Annotated in this window: 22 protein-coding genes and 1 riboswitch; of the genes, 11 read left to right on the top strand and 11 right to left on the bottom strand. The window is 69.6% G+C overall.

From position 1 onward, the window contains the following. Positions 1 to 33: 33 nt before the first annotated feature. From ACOKR1_RS20610 to ACOKR1_RS20565, 10 genes are all read right to left on the bottom strand, one after another. Positions 34 to 1,248: a S53 family peptidase gene (locus ACOKR1_RS20610; RefSeq protein ID WP_422934739.1), complete on the bottom strand. Its 1,215-nt coding sequence runs from the start codon at positions 1,246 to 1,248 to the stop codon at positions 34 to 36. Positions 1,249 to 1,379: 131 nt separating this feature from the next. After that, a complete protein-coding gene (locus tag ACOKR1_RS20605) occupies positions 1,380 to 1,979 on the bottom strand; it encodes a copper resistance CopC family protein (RefSeq protein ID WP_422934738.1) in 600 nt (199 codons plus the stop codon). A 61-nt stretch (positions 1,980 to 2,040) separates the two neighbouring features. After that, positions 2,041 to 2,793 (bottom strand): YcnI family protein, encoded by a 753-nt coding sequence (locus ACOKR1_RS20600; protein ID WP_422934737.1) that lies wholly within the window; start codon positions 2,791 to 2,793, stop codon positions 2,041 to 2,043. Between the two features lie 83 nt (positions 2,794 to 2,876). Continuing rightward, the gene (locus ACOKR1_RS20595) at positions 2,877 to 3,494 is read right to left on the bottom strand and encodes a hypothetical protein (RefSeq protein WP_422934736.1); all 618 of its coding nucleotides are present in this window, start codon (positions 3,492 to 3,494) and stop codon (positions 2,877 to 2,879) included. 103 nt (positions 3,495 to 3,597) lie between these two features. Next, positions 3,598 to 4,854 carry a magnesium transporter MgtE N-terminal domain-containing protein gene (locus ACOKR1_RS20590; protein WP_422934735.1) on the bottom strand — a complete coding sequence of 419 codons (1,257 nt, stop codon included), beginning with the start codon at positions 4,852 to 4,854 and terminating at the stop codon, positions 3,598 to 3,600. A gap of 75 nt (positions 4,855 to 4,929) precedes the next feature. Further along, entirely contained in the window at positions 4,930 to 6,642 is a 1,713-nt protein-coding gene (locus ACOKR1_RS20585; RefSeq protein WP_422934734.1) for an NRAMP family divalent metal transporter, read from the bottom strand. 221 nt (positions 6,643 to 6,863) lie between these two features. Beyond that, a riboswitch (M-box (ykoK) riboswitch) is annotated at positions 6,864 to 7,035 on the bottom strand. 59 nt (positions 7,036 to 7,094) lie between these two features. Then, positions 7,095 to 7,616: a hypothetical protein gene (locus tag ACOKR1_RS20580; RefSeq protein WP_422934733.1), complete on the bottom strand. Its 522-nt coding sequence runs from the start codon at positions 7,614 to 7,616 to the stop codon at positions 7,095 to 7,097. Positions 7,617 to 7,639: 23 nt separating this feature from the next. After that, on the bottom strand, positions 7,640 to 8,869 hold the full coding sequence (locus tag ACOKR1_RS20575) for an ABC transporter permease (RefSeq protein ID WP_422934732.1): 1,230 nt from the start codon (positions 8,867 to 8,869) through the stop codon (positions 7,640 to 7,642). Continuing rightward, positions 8,866 to 9,645, bottom strand: a complete 780-nt coding sequence (locus ACOKR1_RS20570) for an ABC transporter ATP-binding protein (RefSeq protein WP_422934731.1) — start codon at positions 9,643 to 9,645, stop codon at positions 8,866 to 8,868. The genes ACOKR1_RS20575 and ACOKR1_RS20570 overlap by 4 nt, the downstream gene beginning before the upstream one ends. After that, on the bottom strand, positions 9,614 to 11,197 hold the full coding sequence (locus tag ACOKR1_RS20565; protein WP_422934730.1) for an HlyD family efflux transporter periplasmic adaptor subunit: 1,584 nt from the start codon (positions 11,195 to 11,197) through the stop codon (positions 9,614 to 9,616). The genes ACOKR1_RS20570 and ACOKR1_RS20565 overlap by 32 nt, the downstream gene beginning before the upstream one ends. 224 nt (positions 11,198 to 11,421) lie before the next feature. Between ACOKR1_RS20565 and ACOKR1_RS20560 the strand changes: the two genes are divergently transcribed. The 7 genes from ACOKR1_RS20560 (at position 11,422) to ACOKR1_RS20530 (ending at position 18,179) form a co-directional block, all read left to right on the top strand. Further along, on the top strand, positions 11,422 to 12,402 hold the full coding sequence (locus ACOKR1_RS20560; protein ID WP_415854711.1) for an ABC transporter ATP-binding protein: 981 nt from the start codon (positions 11,422 to 11,424) through the stop codon (positions 12,400 to 12,402). Beyond that, the gene (locus ACOKR1_RS20555; protein ID WP_422934729.1) at positions 12,399 to 13,271 is read left to right on the top strand and encodes an ABC transporter permease subunit; all 873 of its coding nucleotides are present in this window, start codon (positions 12,399 to 12,401) and stop codon (positions 13,269 to 13,271) included. The genes ACOKR1_RS20560 and ACOKR1_RS20555 overlap by 4 nt, the downstream gene beginning before the upstream one ends. A gap of 65 nt (positions 13,272 to 13,336) precedes the next feature. Beyond that, a complete protein-coding gene (locus tag ACOKR1_RS20550; RefSeq protein ID WP_422934728.1) occupies positions 13,337 to 14,581 on the top strand; it encodes a histidine kinase in 1,245 nt (414 codons plus the stop codon). Then, entirely contained in the window at positions 14,581 to 15,285 is a 705-nt protein-coding gene (locus ACOKR1_RS20545) for a response regulator (RefSeq protein WP_422934727.1), read from the top strand. The genes ACOKR1_RS20550 and ACOKR1_RS20545 overlap by 1 nt, the downstream gene beginning before the upstream one ends. A gap of 58 nt (positions 15,286 to 15,343) precedes the next feature. Next, entirely contained in the window at positions 15,344 to 16,030 is a 687-nt protein-coding gene (locus ACOKR1_RS20540) for an HNH endonuclease signature motif containing protein (RefSeq protein WP_422934726.1), read from the top strand. A 99-nt stretch (positions 16,031 to 16,129) separates the two neighbouring features. Further along, positions 16,130 to 16,861 (top strand): glutamine amidotransferase, encoded by a 732-nt coding sequence (locus ACOKR1_RS20535; protein ID WP_422934725.1) that lies wholly within the window; start codon positions 16,130 to 16,132, stop codon positions 16,859 to 16,861. Positions 16,862 to 16,901: 40 nt separating this feature from the next. Beyond that, complete coding sequence (locus ACOKR1_RS20530) at positions 16,902 to 18,179, top strand: M18 family aminopeptidase (RefSeq protein WP_422934724.1); 1,278 nt, start codon at positions 16,902 to 16,904, stop codon at positions 18,177 to 18,179. 25 nt (positions 18,180 to 18,204) lie between these two features. On the opposite strand, the gene ACOKR1_RS20525 is transcribed toward ACOKR1_RS20530, so the two are convergent. Then, a complete protein-coding gene (locus ACOKR1_RS20525) occupies positions 18,205 to 18,870 on the bottom strand; it encodes a DUF1345 domain-containing protein (RefSeq protein WP_422934723.1) in 666 nt (221 codons plus the stop codon). A 299-nt stretch (positions 18,871 to 19,169) separates the two neighbouring features. Between ACOKR1_RS20525 and rpsF the strand changes: the two genes are divergently transcribed. From rpsF to rplI, 4 genes are all read left to right on the top strand, one after another. Continuing rightward, the gene (gene rpsF, locus ACOKR1_RS20520; protein ID WP_138418148.1) at positions 19,170 to 19,475 is read left to right on the top strand and encodes a 30S ribosomal protein S6; all 306 of its coding nucleotides are present in this window, start codon (positions 19,170 to 19,172) and stop codon (positions 19,473 to 19,475) included. Between the two features lie 62 nt (positions 19,476 to 19,537). Continuing rightward, positions 19,538 to 20,155 carry a single-stranded DNA-binding protein gene (locus ACOKR1_RS20515; RefSeq protein ID WP_422934722.1) on the top strand — a complete coding sequence of 206 codons (618 nt, stop codon included), beginning with the start codon at positions 19,538 to 19,540 and terminating at the stop codon, positions 20,153 to 20,155. Positions 20,156 to 20,217: 62 nt separating this feature from the next. After that, a complete protein-coding gene (gene rpsR, locus ACOKR1_RS20510) occupies positions 20,218 to 20,457 on the top strand; it encodes a 30S ribosomal protein S18 (protein WP_010144869.1) in 240 nt (79 codons plus the stop codon). A 16-nt stretch (positions 20,458 to 20,473) separates the two neighbouring features. Next, positions 20,474 to 20,926: a 50S ribosomal protein L9 gene (gene rplI / locus ACOKR1_RS20505; protein WP_415854720.1), complete on the top strand. Its 453-nt coding sequence runs from the start codon at positions 20,474 to 20,476 to the stop codon at positions 20,924 to 20,926. The last annotated feature ends 40 nt before the right edge of the window (positions 20,927 to 20,966 follow it).

The raw sequence follows: 20,966 nt of genomic DNA, 5'->3' as shown, positions 1-20,966 counted from the left end.
CAGGCTCTCAGCGAGACCACCCGCTCGCCGGGACTAGAAGCCCCCGGTGCCGTTCGGAGTGCCGAGGCCGGTCGGGCCGTCCCAGCCCGTGCCTGCCGTGCACCACTGGGACGTGGTGCACGTGCCGTTGTTGCCCGACGTGACGTCGAAGAAGCTGCCCGAGTGTCCGTAGGGGAGCGAGTTCGCGTACGTTCCCGTCGCCGCCGAGCCGGTGTTGCCGTTGAGGGCATACACGGAGGCGATGATCGGGGAGGCCTCGCTCGTGCCGCCGAACTGGCCCCACGTCGAGTTCGCGCTCGAGGTCGGGTAGTAGACGGCCAGGCCGCCGTTGTTCGGATCCGAGGCGGCCGCGACGTCGTTCATCGCGCGCCCCGCGCAGCCGGTGTTGTACGAGGAGGCGGCGGAAAGCGCCGCGTTGAGGCTCGAGCAGCCAGAGCCCGTTCCGGTCCAGACGCTCTCGCTCCAGCCGCGTGCGTTGGACGCCGCGACGAGGGACGTGCCACCGACGGCTGTGACGTAGCTCGAGGAGGCCGGGTAGGACGCGCCCTGGTAGCCGTTGTCGCCGGCGCTTGCGGTCACCGCGATGCCCGGGAACTTGTAGTACTTCCCGTACGTCGAGTCGGCCGCGTCGGAGCCGCCGTAGCTGTTCGAGATCGCGACGACGCCGGGGATCTTCGCGGCGGTCTGGACGGCCGTGCCGAGATCGGTGAACGAGGCGCTGTTGGCCTGGAGCACTACGATCTTGCAGTCGGCGCACGCGGCTGAGACCGCGTCGACGTCGAGCGATTGCTCCTGCGCCCATCCGAGGTTGAAGCGCGGGAGGCGCGTGCCGCCGTTCTCGTCGCGGATGCTCAGGCAGCCATTCGAGGTCGTGCACGCCGGGAGGCCGAACTGGGAGCGGTACGTCGCGAGGTCGCGCTCGAGGTTCGGGTAGCCGTAGGCGTCCACGATCGCGACTGTGCGCCCGCCTGAGGAGGTTCCCGTGAGCTTGTAGGCGTTCTGCAGCTGGGACGGCGTGAGACCGGTTGCCGGCGGCGCGCTCGCGCCCGTCACCGGATGACCGTTCGGATCGGCCGCCTGCCGGGCCGTGCAGGCCGCGTCGCCCGCCTTGGGCGCCGCGCACACCTTGATCGAGTGGTCGGAGTTGCCCGATCCGCCCGGTGCCGCCCACGAGGCTGTTGTGCTCAGCGCGAGGCTGGCGACGAGCAGCAGCCCAGATCCTACCGCCGCGAAGATCTTCCGCTTCAAGTACGTCCCCTTTGCTCAAGGACCGCCCAGTCATTGACAGTTTTTGTCAATGCGGTCTTGTGCACTGTTGCAGATCTGTGACCCACGTTACAAGGGTCAAACGGTCTTCCCAGCTTATTCCCAGCTCGGCGCTAGTCCTCCGACCGTGGTCCGGAAAGGCCTCGACGCACGAAGTAGGCGAGGGCCCCGACCACGAGCAAGAGGACCGTTCCGCCCACGATGAGCCACGCCGGCACCCCCGCCCCCACGGGCTCGGTGGGGCCGCTCGTCGTTGACGACGCCGCGGGTGTCGACGCGTTCGCTGCCGATGCCGCGCCGGTGGTCCCCGCCGTCGTCCCTCCCGAGCCGCCGCCCGCGGCGCCCGCGGTGAACGTGAACGTGCCCTCGATCGGATGCGAGTCGGAGGAGACCACTCGCCACACCACCGTGTAGTGGCCCGCGGGGGCGCCCGGCTTGAGCGCCTGCGTCACCTGATTGTCGACGACGGTCGCGTCGCCCGCCGCCTCGTCCGCGCCCGAGGAGTCCTTGACCGTGATCTTCGTGCCGATGGCGATCGGCGTGTGGTCGAAGGTGAGGACGACGGCGGCGGGCACCGAGGCGACTGTCGAACCGTTGGCGGGGTTGGTCGACTCGAGGACGTCGTGGGCCTGCGCAGCGGCGGCCGGAAGGAGTGTGGCGACCGCGAGGGCGAGCAGTGCGCCCGCCGTGGCGGCTCGGGCGAAGATTCTCATGCGTTGTTCCTCTCGATGGCGGGCGGCCGGGGGGACCCGGCCGGCCGCTTCCACCTAGCGCCTACTTGGCCGACGTGCGGCGCCCGGACAGGACGACGGCGAGGGCCGCCGCACCCAGGACCGTACCCATCGCTCCAAGGACGATGCCCCACGTCCCCGCCCCAGTGTCGCCCGTCTGCGAGGCCGGAGCCGCGTTCGCCGCGGGCGTGGCGCTCGCAGAGGCCGACGGCGTCGCGTCGTCCGCCGCCGTCGTCGTGAACGAGGGCGCGGGGTGCTGCGGTTCGGGCTGGCCCTCCTCGGCGGACTCGTTCCAGTTCACGACCGTGCCGTCCGTGTACGTCTGCGCGGCCGGGAGCACGATCTTCGTGCCCGCGGCCGGGAGCCTGCCCACGGAGAGTGAGAACGACTGGTACTGGTTCTGCCCGATTTCGTGCGCGGCGTCGTTGGCCGTCCAGACGACCTCGGTGACTGCTTTCGTGACCGTCGAGCCACCGACCGTCACGGGCTTGGGCAGCTCGCCGGTGATGACCTGGGCCGTCCAGCCCTCGATCGGCTTGACCGACACCGAGGTGAACGGCGTGTCCGTGGGGAGCTTGACGTCGAGCTTGGTCGTCTTGGCCGTGGCAGATTCGTTCGGCATGTTGAACGTGAGGTGCGTGTAGCCGTTGGCCGCGGGGTCGTCCGGGCTCACGGTCACGTGCGCCGAGGCCGCGGCGGCGCCCGCGGCGAGGAGGGCGGCGGTTGCCGCGAGGGTGCCCAGGCCTTTCAGGGCCTGGGTCCTGAGCGTGCGCGTCTTGAGGAAAGTGGTGTTCATGGTGTGCTGTGCCTTCTGGGTCACCCGGGTACGGACCGGGGAAACGGATTGAGGAACCCGCGGTGCGGGCGGCGCGTGCCGTCTCAGGCGACGGCGAAGGCAGCGGGCGGACCGCGCAGCGCGGGGAGCCGCAGGCTCCGCCAGACGCGCGGAAGCAATTCCTCGGTGAAGGCCGGCACCGCCGGCGTGGGGTGGAGAACTGCTGCCGCCAGGAGGCGTACGAGCGGGCGCAGCCATGCGAGCAGGGCCCACAGCGCGGCCTCTCCCTTGGCGAGGAGGAGGGCCGTCGCGAGCGTCGCGATCGCGTGGGCGGCGAGCATCGCGGGGCTGTCGCTCAGGGTATGGGCGCTCAGGGCGTGGGCGCCGGCGGTGTGGCCACCGTAGCCAGATCCGGCCGCGCCGAGCATGTGCACGTGGGCGGCGCCGGGTGCGAGCGCGGGGGCGCTAGCGGACGTCTCGGACAGGATCCCGAAGGCCTCGTGCAGTGCGAACTGGGTCACGGACAGGACCGCGACCATTACCGGTGCCGAGATCTTCCGCGTCGAGAGCGGCATGACGCCGGCCAGGACGAGCGCGAGCACGCCAGCAAGGATGAGCGGGTCCGGCAGGGCCCCGCCCGCGGCGGTGTGCGCCCCAGCGGCAAGGAACACGGTGGCGCCCGCGACGGTGGCAGCGCGCGAGAGGCGGAACAGGGCGCGCATGCTCGCACCACCTTTCGCCTGAAACCCGGGGATCGACATCTACTGTACGTAGAAGAGGGCTGCGGACAGAATCCGAAGCCCCCTTCCACGTTAGCTCCGAGGACTATTCGGAGCCGGTCTCGCGGTGGTTTGTCTCGCGCTGGGACCAGTCCTCGGGGATGGCCGCTTCGAGCGCGTCGTCGACCGTGATGACGCCGATGATGCGCCGATCGTCGGAGAGGACGGGCAGCGAGAGGAGGTTGAAGTCCGCCATGCGCGTGGTGACGTCGACGACGTCGTCCGCGGCGGAGGCGACCACGACGTCGGTGTCAGCGACGTCTGCGAGTACCCGGTCGGGCTGCGCCTGGACGGCTTGGACGAGGCTCAGCGCGCCGTCGAGCGTCCCGTCCGCGCGCACCGTGTACAACGTCACGAGCGCCTGGGCCTGGAGAGCGCCTGCGGCCCGGACCGCCGCGAGGGCGTCCCCGACCGTCGCCGTCGCGGGGAGGGCAATGAAGTCGGTGCCCATGAGCCCGCCCGCGGTGAGGTCGTGGTAGCCGAGCAGGCGGTGGACGGTGGCCCGCTGCGGCTCGGGCAGCCGGTTGAGCACGGACTTGCGCCGCTCCTGGGGGAGGTCCATGAGCGCGTCAGCGGCGTCATCCGCCTGCATGCGGCCCAGCACTTCCGCGACCTCGGCGTCGGAGCGATCACGGAAGAGTTCGGACTGGCTGTCCTCGTCGAGTTCCTCGAAGACGTCCGCCTCGAGCTCGGGGTCGGAGTGGACCTGCGCGAGAAGCTCGCCCTGCTCGTTCTCGTTTGCCTCCTCGATGATGTCCGCGATCTGCGCGGGCTTGAGCTCGGGGAGGCGCGCCGAGGCCTGGCGCACGCGCGCCGACTCCGAATGGCCGATCAGCGGCTCGAAGTCCTGCCAGTCGCGCACGTCGTGCGCGGCGTGACGCGTCCCGAAGCCGAGCCAGCGGCGGCGGTGCACGTCGAGACCCGTGACGGTCCAGCCGTCGAGGACCTGGGTGAGCTGGACGTCATAGGCCTTGACGAACGCGACGCGCCCGAGGTCGATGAGCCGGTGGCCGAGCACGTCCTCGGAGAGGAGCACCTCGCCCTCGCGCCGCGTGAACTCGCCGAGGTTGACGCTCGTGCTGCCGAGATCGACGCGCTCGGACGTGAGCGCGGCGAGGTCCTCCGCGGAGACGAAGACGCGCGCGCCGCCCACGGCGACCACGAGACCGGTCACGAGGGGGTAGTTGTTCTCGCGGAGCCGGATGATGACGTCCGCGAGCGTGCCCATGCGGTGGCCTTCGGAGTCGCTCACCGGGTGGCGCAGGATCGTGGACAGGGACAGAGTCTGGATTGCAACGTTCATCGGGTGCCTTTCGTCAAGCACGTCAGCCCGCTCGAGGTGACTGTACGTCACGCCCGAGGGAATGGGGAGAAAAGGTCAGGCGGCGCCGAGGGCCAGCTGGACGACGCGGACCACCACGAGGATCATCGCGACGATGAGGTAGACCCACAGGACGCCGAGGCCGATCCGGCGGGTGAGCGAGAGCTGTGGGCGCTCGAGGAGGGCGATGGGCGGCATGCGCCACGTGAGCCGTTCTGAGCGGTCGACGGCGGGCTCCTCCGTGACCTTGCCCTGCAGCCGCGCGCGGACCCGGAAGGCAGCAAGCGCCACGCCCGCAAGGATCACCAGCACCGCCCCGCCGCTGAGGATCGCGATGATCGTGCCGCCGTCGATGCCCGGGAACAGGGTCGCAGTCGTGAGGACCACCGAGAGGATCACGAGCACGGCGATCACGAGGGACGTGAAGACGTTCATGGCCTTGCCGTTGACCCACGGGCCCATGACCTGCTTGTCGTTGCACAGGAGCAGGAGGAAGAGCGTCGCGGAGGGCAGCAGGACGCCTGCGAGGACCTGGACGCCGACGGTGAGGAGGCCGAGCGGGCTTCCGGGGATGACGACGATGACCGCCGAGATGAGGATGATCCCCGCGAACGCGGCGTAGAAGCCCTTCGCCTCGCTCACCTTGCGGTGCAGGGAGTGCTTGAGGCCCAGGACGTCGCCGAGTGCGTAGGACGTCGAGAGGCCGACCGCGGCCGCGCCGATGATCGACGCGTCGATGAGGGCGAGAGCGAACAGGATTCCCGCGATGTGGCCGACGTGCTTCTCGAGGCCCTGCGCCACGCCGCCCGCGTCGGTGAACTGCCCGAATTCGGGCTTGCCTGCGAAGGTGAAGGCCGTGAACGCCATGATCGCCCCCGCGCCGAGGACCACGATGAGGATCCCGATCCACAGATCGACCTTCTCGTACTTCATGTAGCGCGGCGTGATGCGCTTGTCGATCACGTAGGACTGCTGGAAGAACAGCTGCCAGGGCGCAATGGTCGTGCCGACGATCGCGATGATGAGAAGGGTGACGTCGGAGATGTTCGAGCCCGTGGGAACGCCGGGGACCACGAAGTCGTGCGCGATCTGGCCGTAGTCCGGGTTGCTGAGGAAGAAGATGGGGACGAGCAGGAGCGAGCCGAACACGAGGACCATGCACACGCGCTCGAAGCGCTGGAACGAGCCCGTGCTCGTCGCGCCGATGACCACGAGGGCGGAGACGACGACGCCCGGGATTTTCGGCACGCCAAGGTAGGAGAGGCCGATGCTGATGCCGATGAACTCGGTCACGATGGTGAGCGCGTTGAGGATGAACAGGTCGATCACGCTGAAGGCGCCCCAGAATTTGCCGAAGCGCTCGAGGATGAGCCGGGCGTGCCCCACGCCGGTCACGGCCCCGAGGCGGAGGACCATCTCCTGGTTGACGAAGAGGACGGGAACCAGGAGCACGAGCGTCCAGAGGAGGCTCGTGCCGTAGTTCTGGCCGGCCTGAGTGTACGTGCCGAAGGCACCGGCGTCGTTGTCGCCGACCATGACGATGAGCCCCGGGCCGAGGATGGCAAGGAGCGTCTTGAGGCGCGTCTTCCAGCTCCGCGACGTCGACGTGTCATCGAGCCGGATGGTGCCGAAGGCGCCCTTGATGTCGCCGACGTGGGCGGAATCGAGGACGGCGGAGGCGCCCGTCGCGGGGCCGCTGTGGCCGACTGCCTGGGGCTGGATCTTGGTCGTGGTAGGGCGGTGGGCACGGGTGAGAGAGGTCTTGATCATGGGGACCTGCTTCCTCCCGACGGTGGTCGGGGCTCGTGAAGCGGGCACGCCGGAACGGCCGGCTCGGAGCCGGGATCGACGCGCGTGGGGAAAGTGAAGAGTGCTCTGAGCGGAAGGCTCAGGGGGTACGCAAGGAGGTACTACTATCGCCGCTTGACACGGTCAGTCACCTCCTGTGCTCGTCTTTCACGTGCCTCCGGAGGCCCCGGCCAGATTGCCGGGGGGCCCTTCCTCGTAAGACCTTTGGCACTTCGCGTCGTGACCCTCCTGGTGGAGGGAGCCAATCGGGGTTGCCCCTTAACCCGGGGCAGCCTGTCCTGACCGGTGGCGTCTCTCGACGTTTAGGGTCGCTGGCTTGTTTCCGCGAAGGAGCCTCAGCTAACGAACGGCACCTTGCACTGGACATCGTACAGCACTGAGTGAGACGGCCAAATTCGGGCCGGCCGAACGGCCTACGGCGCGACGGCGGGCGCCGTCGGGGCGGTGGCGCCCTGGCTCGCCTGGGTCCGCCCGCCAAAGCCGCCAGTTCCGTTCTGGCCGGTGCCCGTGCCCGTGCCCGCGCTCGCGCCGGTCCCCGCACCGGGCGCGATCTGGGAGAAGTTGCGGCCTGTCGTGCCCGTCCCGTTGCGTGCGTCGACGGCCTTCTGGATCGCGGCGCCGCCAAGCGCGCCCGCCAGCACGAGGCAGGCACACACGAGCACCTTGGTGAACCGCGCCATGCGGTACCGCTTGGCTGGGACGAACGGCTCGTCGTCGTCCGCGGCCGGGGCGAGCGGCTCGGCGCCTGTCCACGCGGGCTCGCCGGGGTGACCGACGACGGCGGCCGGCACCTCGGCGCCGTGCGTCGCCTGATGCTGGGGCGCGCCCCACGCGGGGGCGCCCCATCCGGGAGCGGGGGCGTCGAACGATTCGGTCGGGCTCTCGACGCTGGTGAATTCGGCGGTGCGCTCGTTTTCGGAGGTGCGCTCAGACATGTGCGGCTCTCTCATGGTGGGGCCTACTCGTAACGGAGGGCGTCGATGGGGCGAAGCTTGGCGGCCTTGTTGGCCGGGTAGATGCCGAACACGAGCCCGATGCCCGCGGAGACGAGCACGCTCAGCCACACCGTCCACCACTGGACCTCGGGTCGGATCCCGGCGATCTCGAAGCTCGAGGCACCGAATCCGATGAGGATTCCGACGATGCCACCGAGGATCGAGATGATGAGCGACTCGACGAGGAACTGCATCACGATGTTCCCCCGCGTGGCCCCGATCGCTTTGCGGATGCCGATCTCGCGCGTCCGCTCGGTGACGGTCACGAGCATGATGTTCATGACGCCGATCCCTCCCACGAGGAGACTGATTCCGGCCACGGCGCTGAGGAGGATCGTGAGCGTCTGGGTGGTCGTGGTTGCGGTCGAGAGCACCTGCGCCTGGTTGCGGACCTGGTAGTCGCGATTCGCGCTCGTGACGTTGTGCCGCGCGTCGAGGATCTGCTGGATCTCGTTCTGCGCCTGCGTCATGACGTCCGCGCTCTTCGCCTGGACCTGGATCGAGGAGAGGCTCGGCGAATAGCCCGTGAACTTGTCCTGGGCCGTTGTGTACGGGACCATCGCGACGTCGTCGGGGTCGTTGAGCCCGCTCGTGCCCTTGGATGCGAGCACGCCGACCACCGTGAAGTTCTGGCCATTGAGGGAGACGGTCTGCCCCACGAGGGTCGAGACGTTGCTCGCGAGGTCGGTCGCGACGCTGTTGCCGAGCACCACGACCGCCTGCCCGGAGTCGCCGTCGTCGAGGAGCCGGCCCGCCGAGACGGTGAAGTTCGTGATCCCGAAGTATGAGGGCGAGGTGCCGAGCGTGGACGCGACCGAGTGGGTCGACGAGCCGAGCGTCGCCGTGACCGACTGCGCCTGGATCACCGGTGCAGTCGTCGCGATGTCCGGCGCGAGCACGGGGTCGTTGAGCGACTGCTGGTCCGCGAGCGTCAGGTTCGTGGACTGCGTGCGGGCCCCCGTGGCGCTCCCGCCGGTCGAGCGGCCGCCCGTCGAGACAGCGCGGTTCACCGTCAGGACGTTCGTGCCGAGCTTGGCGATCTGGTCCCTGATCATGTTGGACGTCCCGGCGCCGACCGCGAGCAGCGTGATGACGGCGCTGATGCCGATCACGATGCCGAGCGTCGTGAGGACCGAGCGCATCTTGTTCGCCGAGATGCCGGAGAGCGCGAAGCGGACCGCCTCGGTGATCATCGCGCGCCTCCGGACAGGTGGTGCACGGGGGTCTGCGCGGTGTCCGACACGACGTGGCCGTCCTGCATACGCACCACGCGCTGGGCGCGCGCCGCGACCTCGGGCTCGTGCGTGATCATGACGATCGTGCGGCCGCGCGCGTGCAGCGACTCGAAGAGGTCGAGGATTTCCGCGGACGAATGCGTGTCGAGCGCACCCGTCGGCTCGTCCGCGAGGAGGAGCACGGGCTCGGTCACGAGGGCCCGCGCGATCGCGACGCGCTGCTGCTGCCCACCGGAGAGCTGCGAGGGCAAGTGCCCCGCGCGCGCCGAAAGGCCGACGGCGTCGAGCGCCTCGAGCGCGAGCGCGTGCCGCTGGCGCCGGGGCACCTTGCGGTACGCGAGCGGCATCGCGACGTTCTCGACGGCGCGAGTGCGCGGGATGAGGTTGAAGCTCTGGAACACGAAGCCGATCTTGCGGTTGCGGATCTGGGCGAGCTGGAACTCGTCGAGCTCGCCCGTCTCGATGCCGTCCATGAAGTAGCGGCCGGAGGTCGGGGCGTCGAGGCATCCGATGATGTTCATCATCGTGGACTTGCCGGAGCCCGAGGCACCCACGATCGCGACGAACTCGCCGCGTTGAATGGTGAGGCTTACGCCGTCGAGCGCGCGGACCTCCGCCTCGCCCTGCCCGTAGACCTTGCGGATGCGGTTGAGGGCGATGACGGGACGCGGCGGGCGGCGGGCGGCTGGCGCCGCCCAGGCCTCACTTGCCGGTGCCGGTGTTGTTGCCGCCACTCGTGCCCCCTCGCGTGCCACTGTTTCCGGTCCCGCCCGCGCCGCCCGTACCGCCTGCACCGCCGGTGCCGCCGAAGCCGCCCCCGCCGAACAGCCCGCCGCGGGTGCTCTGCGAGCTCGTGTCCGTGCTCGTCGTGACGCTCGGGAGGACCACCTGATCGCCCTCGGTGAGTCCCGTGAGCACCTCGGTGCGGCCGTTTGCGGTGATGCCAGTCGTGATCGCGACGGTCTGCTCCGCGCCGTTGCGCTGGACACTCACGGTCTGACGGGTTCCGCCGGTCGTGATGGCGAGCGTCGGGACCACGAGCGCGTTGCTGGAGGTCGAAGTGGTCACCGAGATGTTGGCGCTCTCGCCGAGCCGGACGGTGGCCGGCGGGTTCGCGATCGAGACCGTCACGGAGTAGGTGACCACGCCGCTCGTGGTGGTCGACGTCGCGGCGATCGAGGTCACGGTGCCGGTCACGGCGGCCGCGTTGGCGTCGGTCTTGATGGCAGGGAACGTGAACGTCGCGGCCTGGCCGACCTTCATCGCGGCCACGTCGGACTCGGAGAAGCCCGCGACGACCTGAAGATGACCCGTGTCCGTGAGCGTCACGAGGCCCGAGCTGGACGAGGACGAGCTCGACGCCGAGCCCGAACCGGAGGAGCCAGCGCCAGCGGAGCCCGAGGAGCCCGACGACGCCGAGGAACCAGAGCTCGAACCGCTGCCCGCGCTCGCGCCCACCACGGCGCCGATCGCCGTCACGGTCCCGTCAGAGGGTGCCTTGACGGTGCAGTCGGCGAGGTTCTTCTGGTCGGTCTGCAGGGCGATCTGCGACGACGTCGTGTTGCTGGGCGCCGCGTTGGCCTGAGAGTTCTGGGCGGAGTTGAGCGAGACCTGCGCGGAGGCGATCTGCTGCTGGTCCTTGAGCGCGGTGCTCTGCTGCTGGTTCTGGGCCTGCGTGAGCGCCTGCTGGTCCTTCGTGAGCTGCGCCTGCGCCGACGTCAGCGCGTTCTGGTCCGGCACGTTGTTGGGGTTCGCGGTCGCCGTCGCCTGGGCGGACGTGACATTGGCCTGGTCGGTGTCGACCTGCTTCTGCGCGTTGGCCACGGCTGCAGCCTGCTGCTGCGCGTCGAGCGCCTGAGTCTGCTGGGCGTTCGCGAGCTGCTGCTGGGCCTGGGACACCGAGTTGGCCGACTGCGCCGCCTGTTGTCCCGCCTGCGCGACGGCGGAGTCGAGGGCCGCCAGCGCGGAGTCGACGGCGTTCTGCTGGTTGGTCGGGTCGATGTCCACGAGCTCCTGGCCGGCCTTGACGGCCTGGCCCACGCTCACCTTGACCGCGGTGACGGGGCCTGAGCAGTTGCCTGGTCCCACGGCGGTCGTGGTCGTCGAGGACACGTTCCCCGCCGCCGTCGCCGTCGCTTCGAGGGTCGCGCGGCTCACCGCGACGGTCCGGGAGCTCACGGTGCTCGCGGGCTTCGCCGTGGCGGTGATGGTCGCGTAGGTGCCGCCCGCGAGGAGGAGGGCGGCGACTCCGAGGGCGGAGTTGATGACGACGGTTCTTCGGTTCACGTCAGAAATGTAGGAACGGATCCTATGCGTGGGCTGTGCGGAAACGGGGTTCCACCCATGGATGACCCCGCGTGACTTCCCGCACAGTTCACGGGGAGGCTTCGTGTCGGGACGCGCCCTAGTCCTCGAGGAGGATGGGTCCCCGCACAGGTTCATCCCGCCGGGCGTCGCGCGCTCGAGTCGCGCGTCCTAGCGTGGAACAGTCAGCTACCTCAGGAGGCGACATGATCCAGGCAACCGACCTGGCGAAGGTCTACGGCGAGAAGACCGCCGTCGACGGTGTCACGTTCACCGTGGAGCCCGGCCGGGTTACCGGCTTCCTCGGGCCCAACGGCGCCGGCAAGTCCACCACGATGCGCATGATCATGGGCCTCGATGCGCCCACGCGCGGGACCGTCACGGTCAACGGCGCGCCCTACATCAAGCACAAGGCCCCCCTCCGGGAGATCGGCGCCCTGCTCGAGGCGCGCGCGGTCCACCCCGGACGCACCGCCTTCAGCCACCTCTCGGCGCTCGCCGCGACCCACGGGATTCCCGCCAAGCGGGTCCACGAGGTCATCGAGATGACGGGCCTCGGCGCCGTCGCCAAGAAGAAGGTCAAGGGGTTCTCCCTCGGCATGGGCCAGCGCCTCGGCATCGCGGCCGCCCTCTTGGGCGACCCGCAGGTCGTGGTCCTCGACGAGCCGGTCAACGGCCTCGACCCCGAGGGGGTCGTGTGGGTCCGCAACCTTGTGAAGTACCTCGCGAGCACGGGCCGCACCGTCTTCCTCTCGAGCCACCTCATGAGCGAGATGGCGCAGACCGCGGACCATCTCATCGTCATCGGGCGCGGCAAGATCCTCGCCGACGCGCCGATCCAGGAGGTCATCGACAGCCAGGGCAAGGCCCGCGCGCGTGTCCGCACGGACCGCCCCGAGGACCTCTCGCGCCTGCTCGCCCGCTCGGGCGTCTCGATCCAGGCGCCCGAGCGCGAGGTGCTCGAGGTCAGCGGCCTGGACCCCCGCAGCATCGCGCAGATCGCGCTCGACAACCGCGTCCTCGTCTACGAGCTCACGCCGCTCCAGGCATCGCTCGAGGAGGCCTACATGCAGCTCACGAAGGACGAGGTCGAGTACCGCTCCGACGAGGGTGCGGCGGCCGGCCACCCGGGCGGCGCGCACGCCGCCCAGCCCGCTCCCGCCGAGGCCCAGGAGGCGTCCCGATGAGCACCACCGCAGTCCAGCCGCATCGGCACGCTTCCGCCCAGGCCGAGCGTGTTCCCGGGCCCAACTTCTTCCGGGTGCTCAACTCTGAGCGCATCAAGATCCTCTCGCTCCTCTCGACCCGCATCCTCCTGCTGTGCGCGATCGCGCTCATGGTCGGCTTCGCGGCGCTCCAGGCGTGGGGCGTCGGCCAGCTCAGCCAGTCGCTCAAGAGCGGCGGCGCCGGCCCGCGCGAGGCGATCAACATCGCGGCAGTCCTCCCGCACGTGCCCGTCGCGGGCGTGACGTTCTCCCAGCTCATCATCGGCTCGCTCGCCGTGCTCATGATCAGCGGCGAGTTCACCACCGGGATGTCCCGCGCGACGTTCGCGGCGGTTCCTACGCGCTGGCCGGTCCTCACAGCGAAGGCCGTCTACACGATCGTGATCGGCTTTGCCCTCACGTACGCAGGCGGCTACATCGGCGGCCTCGTGGCCCAGCCGATCCTGAACAACTACGACGGCCTGCACCTCGACATGGCGAGCTGGGACGTCCAACGGTTCATGCTCCTCAACGCGGCCTACGTGGCAGCCGTCGCCCTCATGGGCCTCGCGCTCGGCGCGCTCCTGCGGAACTCGGCGGGCGCGATCGTGACGCTCGTGGCGCTGCAGTTCGTGCTGCCGATCATCTTCCAGCTCATCCCGGGTGACTTCTTCAAGGAGGCGCGCAAGTACCTCCCCTCGAACGCCGCGGATGCGATGTTCCAGGCCGGCTCGAGCGCGCCGCTGGACACGACGTACCTCGAGCCGTGGCAGGGCACCTTGGTCCTCGCGGGCTACGTGGTGGTTCTCCTCGGGGCCGCGTACATGACCCTCAGACAGCGGGACGTCTAGCCCGCCGCACAATGGACAGCATGGTCCGCATGACTCCGACGGGGGGTACGCCAAGGACGGACGGCGTGCCCCCCGCCGGCCTGCCCGCCCGCACCACGGCGGAGCCTTCCGTGGCAGCGCCTGCGTATGTTCCACCCGCTCGTCGCGGGCGCGTGCGCCAGTACCTGTATGACCACCCGGTCGCGATGGACGCGGTCGTCGTGGCCGCGAGCGTCCTCTTGTCTTCGGGTGCGATCGTCGAGACGGCTGCGGGCGGGCACTGGTGGCAGTTCGGCCTCGTGCTGCTCGAGCAGGCTGTGCTGTTTCTGCGGCGCCAGGCGCCGTGGCCGGTGCTCGGGACCGTCGTCGCTGCGGACAGCGTGGTGCTGTTCGCCACCCCGTACCTCGGCAGCACGAGCGCGGCCGTGTGGTTCGCTCTCTACGCAGTCGCTGTCAACCTCAGGACGGTGTGGGCGCTCGCGATCGCCGTCGTCGCGAGCGTGCCCATCGCCGCGTACTTTGCGTTCTCGTATCGCCCCGGCGAGGAGTTCCTGGCCGAGCACGGGCCGTTCATCGGGCTCGTCGCGTCCCTGTCGGTCGTGCTGTCCAACCTCGTCGCCGTGGGGGTCGGGATCGTGGTGCGCGGGAACCGTCTGCATCAGGCCGAGGTTCGCGAGTGGGCCATGCGCCGGGCACAGTTCGCGTCGGTCCAGGAACGCAACCGGATCGCGCGCGAGATGCACGACGTCGTCGCCCACTCGCTCACCGTCATGGTGGCGCTGAGCGACGGCGCGGCGCGCGCCGTCGAACGCGACCCCGAGTCCGCGAAAGCCGTGCTCGGGGAGCTCTCAAGCACGGGCCGGGCCGCGCTGACGGACATGCGCCGCGTTCTCGGGGTGCTCCGGGCCGACACCGGATCGGCGGGGCGGACGCCCGCGCTCGGCGGGCTCCAATCGCTCGTCGACGGTTTCCGCGCGGCGGGCCTCCCCGTGATCCTCACCCAGGACGGCGAGTCGCTTCCCAGCGACGCGGCCCTCCAGCTCGCGGTCTACCGGATCGTCCAGGAGTCGCTCACGAACGTCCTGAGGTATGCGCGCGGCGTGGGCCGCGTCGACGTCCTCGTGGCGCGAGACTCGGGCGTCGTGCGGGTGCGCGTAGAGAACGACGGCGGGACCGCGCCCGAGGGGCCCGACGCTCACCTGGGCACGGGCGGCGGGATCGCGGGCATGCGCGAACGCGCGGCGATTTTCGGCGGATCTCTGCGCGCTGCGCCCCGGCCTGGGGGAGGATGGCGCGTGGACGCCGAACTGCATTGGACGGAGAGGGACTGATGGGGGAGCACGACGAAGCGCAGGGGCTGCGGCTCCTGCTCGTGGACGACCAGCCACTCCTGCGGGTCGGATTCAGAATGGTCCTCGAGGCGGAGGACGGCATTGAGGTGGTCGGCGAGGCTGGCGACGGCGCCGAGGCCGTCCGGCTCACGCGCGAGCTCGAGCCGGACGTGGTGCTCATGGACGTGCGCATGCCCATCATGGACGGGATCGAGGCCACCCGCCGGATCGCCGCGACCTCGCCCGCCGCGCGCATCATCATCCTGACCACCTTTGACCTCGACGAATACGCGTTCGCGGGACTCCAGGCCGGGGCCTCCGCCTTCCTGCTCAAGGACGTGGCGCCCGCCGAGCTCGTCCACGCGGTGCGGCTCGTGGCGAGTGGCGACGCGGTCGTGAGCCCGCGGGTGACCCAGCGCCTCCTCGAGATGTACGTGCGGGCGGAGGGCGCCGCCGTCGGCCGTCCCGAAGCCCAACCCGACCCGCTGCTCGCGGACCTCACGCCGCGCGAGCTCGAGGTGCTCCGTGCGATCTGCGAGGGGCTCAGCAACGCGGAGATCGCGCACCGGCTGTATCTCTCGGAGGCTACCGTCAAGAGCCACGTCCGCCGGATCCTGTCGAAGCTGCACCTGCGCGACCGCGTTCAGGCGGTCGTGTACGGGTACGAGACCGGCCTCGTGGTGCCGAGCAACCCCGACTACTGACCGGCTCCGAGGTGTTGTGACCGGCGGGTCGCGCGGGAGTGGCCTAGGCTTGGCGACCGTGACTTCCCCGCGCCGCCTCGGCCCCTTGTCCGCGTGTTCGCTGCTCCTCGTGGGCCTGGCGGTCGCCTTGTCAGGGTGCGCTGGGGCTGGCGGCTCGGAGGCGGTGGCGTCGGCGGCCAAGGTGTCGTCAGGAGGTTCTGGCCTCCTCGTCGCGTCGGGCCACGGGTGGACGGACCAGGGTGTCGAGGGCCCCATGCCCGGCCCGGGAACGTGCCACATCCGCTATAGCTCTTCGCACGAGCCGCTGCCCGACGCGTCCTGCACGCCCGGCGCGATCGACAGCGCCGTGACGCAGGCGAGTCTCCCGCAGACCGTGTGCCGCAAGGGCGGCTACACGTCGAGCGTGCGCCCACCCGTCTCCATCACGGACAAGGCCAAGAGCCAGATCATGGCCGCCTACGGGATCCCGGCGTCTGAATCCTCGAAGTACGAGCTCGACCATCTCGTCCCGCTCGCCGACGGCGGCGCCTCGGACATCCGCAACCTGTGGCCTGAGCCGAACACCTTCGCGTCGGGCAAGCCCTCGGCCTCGGCCTTCGTCCACAACGACAAGGACCAGGTCGAGGAGGACGCATTCTCCGCGCTCTGCGCCGGCAAGGCGAGCCTCGAATCGATCCAGAAGACCATGGCGACCGACTGGACCGCGGGCCACTACGCCGGCGGCTCGGGCACGGACGGGAACTAGTCTCCGGCGTGTCGCGCCATTTCGGTGTGTCGGGGCGGAAGAAGTGGACCAGAGCGCGGCCCTCTACCGCGCGGATCGGGCCGGTAGCACAATGTCCGCATGCGGCCCTTTCTGCTGCTGGCGTCACGTGATCACGACGTCGTCGCGGACGACGAATACCGCGCGTTCTGCGAGTACGGCGGTCTCGAGCCCCATGAGCTCCACCGCGTTCGGGCCGAGGCCGGCCCGCTGCCCGAGATCTATCTGGACCAGTACTCGGGAGTGATTCTGGGCGGGAGCCCCTACACCGCGTCCGATCCCCCTGCGGACAAGAGCCCCTGCCAGCTGCGAGTCGAGGCGGAGATCTGTGGCCTCCTCGACCGCATTGTCGCGGAGGACTTCCCGTTCCTCGGCGCGTGCTACGGCGTCGGCCTGCTGGGCCTCCACGAGGGCGCGGTCGTGGATCGACGCTTCGGCGAGGAGGTGGGCCCGGTGCGCGTGCGGCTCAGCCCCGCCGGCCTCGTCGACCCCCTCTGCCGCGGCCTCGAGGCGAGCTTCGATGCATTCGTGGGCCATAAGGAGGCCGTGCGGATGCTGCCCTCGAACGCGGCGCTCCTCGCCGGCTCGGCAACGTGCCCGGTGCAGATGTTCCGGTTCAGGCGGAACGTCTACGCGACACAGTTCCACCCCGAACTCGACTTCCCGGGGCTCGAGCGGCGCGTCGACGCGTACCGGCACTCGGGCTACTTCCCGCCCGACGAGGCCGAGTCCGTCAAGGATCGCGCGAGGACCGCGCGCGTCCACGAGCCCCAGCGGATCCTGCGCAACTTCGTCGAGCGCTACGCTCGCTGAGCCGGATTTCGGCGGCCGGGCGCTGGCTAGACTCGGGGACATGCCTACCGCCGCGCATCTGCACGCCCTGGACCTTGGCCGCTTCGTGATGGCCTCGCCCTCGAGTTTTCACGCCGCCCACGAGGGCGCGCGGCGTCTCGAGGAGGCTGGCTTCCGGGTGCTCGCGGAGACCGAGGAGTGGCCCGCAGTGCCCGGCGGCTACGCGGTCACCCGGGACGGCGCGCTCATCGCGTGGGTCGTTCCGGACGGGACGGGGCCGGTCACGCCCTTCCGCATCCTCGGTGCGCACACGGATTCGCCCTCGTTCAAGCTCAAGCCCAAGCCGACCACGGGGGCGCTTGGGTGGCTCCAGGCCGGCGTCGAGGTCTACGGCGGCCCGATGCTCAACTCGTGGCTTGACCGGGAGCTTCGGCTCGCCGGCCGCATCGTAACGCTCGACGGCGCCGAGCACCTTGTGGCGACAGGCCCCCTCCTGCGCTTCCCGCAGCTCGCGATCCATTTGGACCGCGGGGTCAACGAGGGCCTCACGCTCGACAAGCAGCGGCATATGAACCCCATCTGGGGGCTCGGCAATCCGGCGGCCTCGGACCTGCTCGGACTCATAGCGCAGGGCGCGGGCGTCGATCCGGGCGAGGTGGGCGGCTACGACCTCGTGGTCGCGGACGCCCAGGAGCCCGCGGTCTTCGGCGCCGACGGCGAGTTCTTCGCGTCCGGCCGGCTCGACAATCTCTCGTCCGTTCACGCCGGCGTGACGGCCCTGATCCGGGCCCTCGATGGCGCCCGCGAGACGGCGATCCCCGTGCTCGCGGCGTTCGACCACGAGGAGGTCGGTTCGTCCACTCGCTCCGGCGCGTGCGGCCCGTTCCTCGAGGATGTCTTGGCCCGCATCGGCGACGCCCTCGGCGCGACGGCGACCGAGCGCCGTCGTGCGTTTGCGGCGTCGTGGCACGTCTCCGCCGACGCCGGCCACGCGATCCACCCCAACTACCCGGAGAAGCACGATCCGGCGAACCGCCCCGTGCTCAACGGCGGCCCGCTCCTGAAGATCAACGCCCAGCAGCGCTACGCGACGGACGCCGCGGGCGCAGCGCTGTGGGCGCGCCTGTGCGGGGAGGCCGAGGTCCCGTATCAGGAGTTCGTCTCGAACAACGACGTGCCGTGCGGCTCGACGATCGGGCCGCTCACGGCGACCCGGCTCGGGATCCGCACGGTCGACGTGGGCGTCCCGCTCCTCTCGATGCACTCCGCGCGCGAGCTCGCGGGGGTGCAGGATCCGTGGCGGCTCGCGCTCGTAGCGGAGCGGTTCTTCGCGGGCTGAGCGGCCCGTGAGCCGGGTCTGGCCTCTAGCTCGCGAGGCCGATCACGAGGTTGATCGTCGCAGCGAGGATGAGCGTCGCGAACACGTAGGCGAGCAGGCTGTGCTTGAGTGCCTCGGCTCGCATCGCGTGGTTCGTGATTGACGTGTCCGAGACCTGGTAGGTCATGCCGAGGCTGAACGCCATGTAGGCCACGTCCGTGTAGCGCGGCGGGGTGTCCTGGTTGAAGCTGATCCCGCCCTCGGGCGTCGACGTGTAGTACAGCTCGGTGTAGCGGAGGGTGAAGAGCGTGTGCAGCATGAGCCACGAGGCCCCGACCGTGAGCAGGGCGAGGAGCGCGATGGCGATCTTCATGGGCTTCTCGGCCTGATTCCCGGAGACCATGACGATGAGGACGGCGACGATCGCGGCGGCGTTCGCGCACAGGATGAGGAAGTCGCGCGTCGCGCGGCGCGGGTCTTCCTCGCGGGCGTGCTTGCGGGTTTCGGAGGGCCCCATGCGGCTGATGCGGGACCAGACCCAGATGTCGTAGAGGAGGGCGGCTGCGCCCCAGCCTGCCGCGGGGGCGTGCCACCACGAGTTGAAGAATCCCGTGAGGAGCGCGGCGACGAGGCCAACGGCAAGCATGATCCAGATGCGGCGGTGGGCGGTCGCGGCCCGCGCCGAGCGGGGGGAGACGGTGTGTGGCGTCATGCCATGATCGTTCCATCGCACCCTTGGAACCTGCTAATTTCTCCTCCCCACAGGTGGAGGTGGCGAGTTGTCCACATCGCCCCGCGCACAGCGGACGACGGCGGCGGCTCGGCGTAGCGTTGACCTCACCACGGCGGGAGGCGGCCCCGGCTGGGACAGGGGAGCTTGATCCGGTAACATAGTGAAGTCTGTGCTGCGGCCGGCACATCGTGTCGATGGCCGCCGCGCTGGCCAACGCAAATGAACCTCCTGTTGCGGAGAGACCGCAACCGCTTAGCCCAAAGGAGGTGGGTTCACACATGCGTCCTTACGAACTGATGGTCCTCATCGACCCCGAGGTTGACGAGCGCACTGTTCAGCCGTCGCTCGACAAGTTCCTCAGTGTGATCACTACCGACGGTGGAACCGTCGACAAGGTGGACATCTGGGGCCGTCGTCGTCTGGCTTACGACATCAAGAAGAAGAACGAGGCGATCTACGCGGTCGTCAACTTCACCGCTGAGCCCGCCACGGCGCAGGAGCTCGATCGTCAGCTGAACCTCAACGAGACGATCATGCGCACCAAGATCATTCGCCCCGAAGACCAGAAGGTGTCCGCCAAGTAGTCTTGGCGTAAACCCCTTCGGTAACCCGTAAGAACGTCATAAGGCTCGGACCAGGAGGCAGCATGGCAGGCGAAACCACGATTACGGTCATCGGAAATCTGACGAACGATCCGGAGCTCCGGTTCACCCCGTCGGGTTCCGCGGTGGCCAACTTCACGGTGGCCTCCACGCCGCGCACCTTCGACCGCCAGGCGAACGAGTGGAAGGACGGGGAGACCCTGTTCCTCCGCGCGTCGATCTGGCGTGAGGCTGCCGAGAACGTCGCGGAGTCCCTCACGAAGGGCATGCGCGTGATCGTTTCGGGTCGGCTCAAGAGCCGTTCTTACGAGACCAAGGAAGGCGAGAAGCGCACCGTCATCGAGCTCGAGGTCGACGAGATCGGCCCGAGCCTGCGCTACGCCTCCGCCAAGGTGAACCGCACCCAGCGCTCCGGCGGTCAGGGTGGGAACTTCGGCGGCGGCGGCAATTTCGGTGGCGGCAACGCTGGGGGCAACGCTGGGGGCAACTCCGGTGGCGGCTCCGGCAACAACTGGGGGGGCAACCAGGGTTCTCAGAACCAGGGCGGCAACTCCGGGGGCTGGAGCGGCGGCGCCGCGCAGAACGACGACCCGTGGGCGACCCCGGGCGTCAGCAACGCCGGTGGCTGGGGGTCGGGCTCCGACTCCGAGCCGCCATTCTGATCATCACATCCAACCATCCCGTGGCATGACCACGGGCTCCGCGAGACTAAAGGAGCTCCACGATGGCAAAGGCTGAAATTCGCAAGCCGAAACCAAAGTCCAACCCCTTGAAGGCCGCTGACATCACCGTCATCGACTACAAGGACGTCGCCCTGCTGCGCAAGTTCATCTCGGACCGCGGCAAGATCCGCGCCCGCCGAGTGACCGGCGTGACCGTGCAGGAGCAGCGCAAGATCGCCCAGGCGATCAAGAACGCCCGCGAGGTCGCTCTGCTCCCCTACTCCGGCGCTGGCCGCGGCTGAGAAGGGAAGCAGAACCATGGCAAAGATCATCCTGACCCAGGAAGTGACCGGACTCGGCACGCCTGGTGACGTTGTCGAGGTCAAGGACGGCTACGCCCGCAACTACCTCTACCCGCGTGGCTTCGCGCTCCGCTGGACGCGTGGTGGCGAGGCTCATGTCGAGGCGATCAACGCGGCCCGCGCCGCGAAGGCCCACAAGACGCTCGAGGCCGCGCAGGAGCAGGCTGCTGCTCTCGCCAAGACGCCCGTGCGCCTTGAGGTCAAGGCCGGCAAGGAGGGTCGCCTCTTTGGCACCGTCCGCACCGAGGCCGTCGCCTCCGCCGTCGAGGCCGCTGGCCTCGGCGCGATCGACAAGCGCAAGGTCGTGCTTCCGGGCCACATCAAGTCGACCGGCAACTACAACGTCTCCGTGCGCCTGCACGACGACGTCACCGCGACCATCAACCTCCAGGTTGTTGCCGCGAAGTAGTCTGGCCGCAGCCTGACAGCTGTTGGACTCACACGAGGGC

Origin of the sequence: Sinomonas sp. P47F7, from assembly GCF_049332655.1 — a bacterium.
Classification (GTDB): Bacteria; Actinomycetota; Actinomycetes; order Actinomycetales; family Micrococcaceae; genus Sinomonas.
This window is presented reverse-complemented; position numbering and strand designations above follow the sequence as displayed.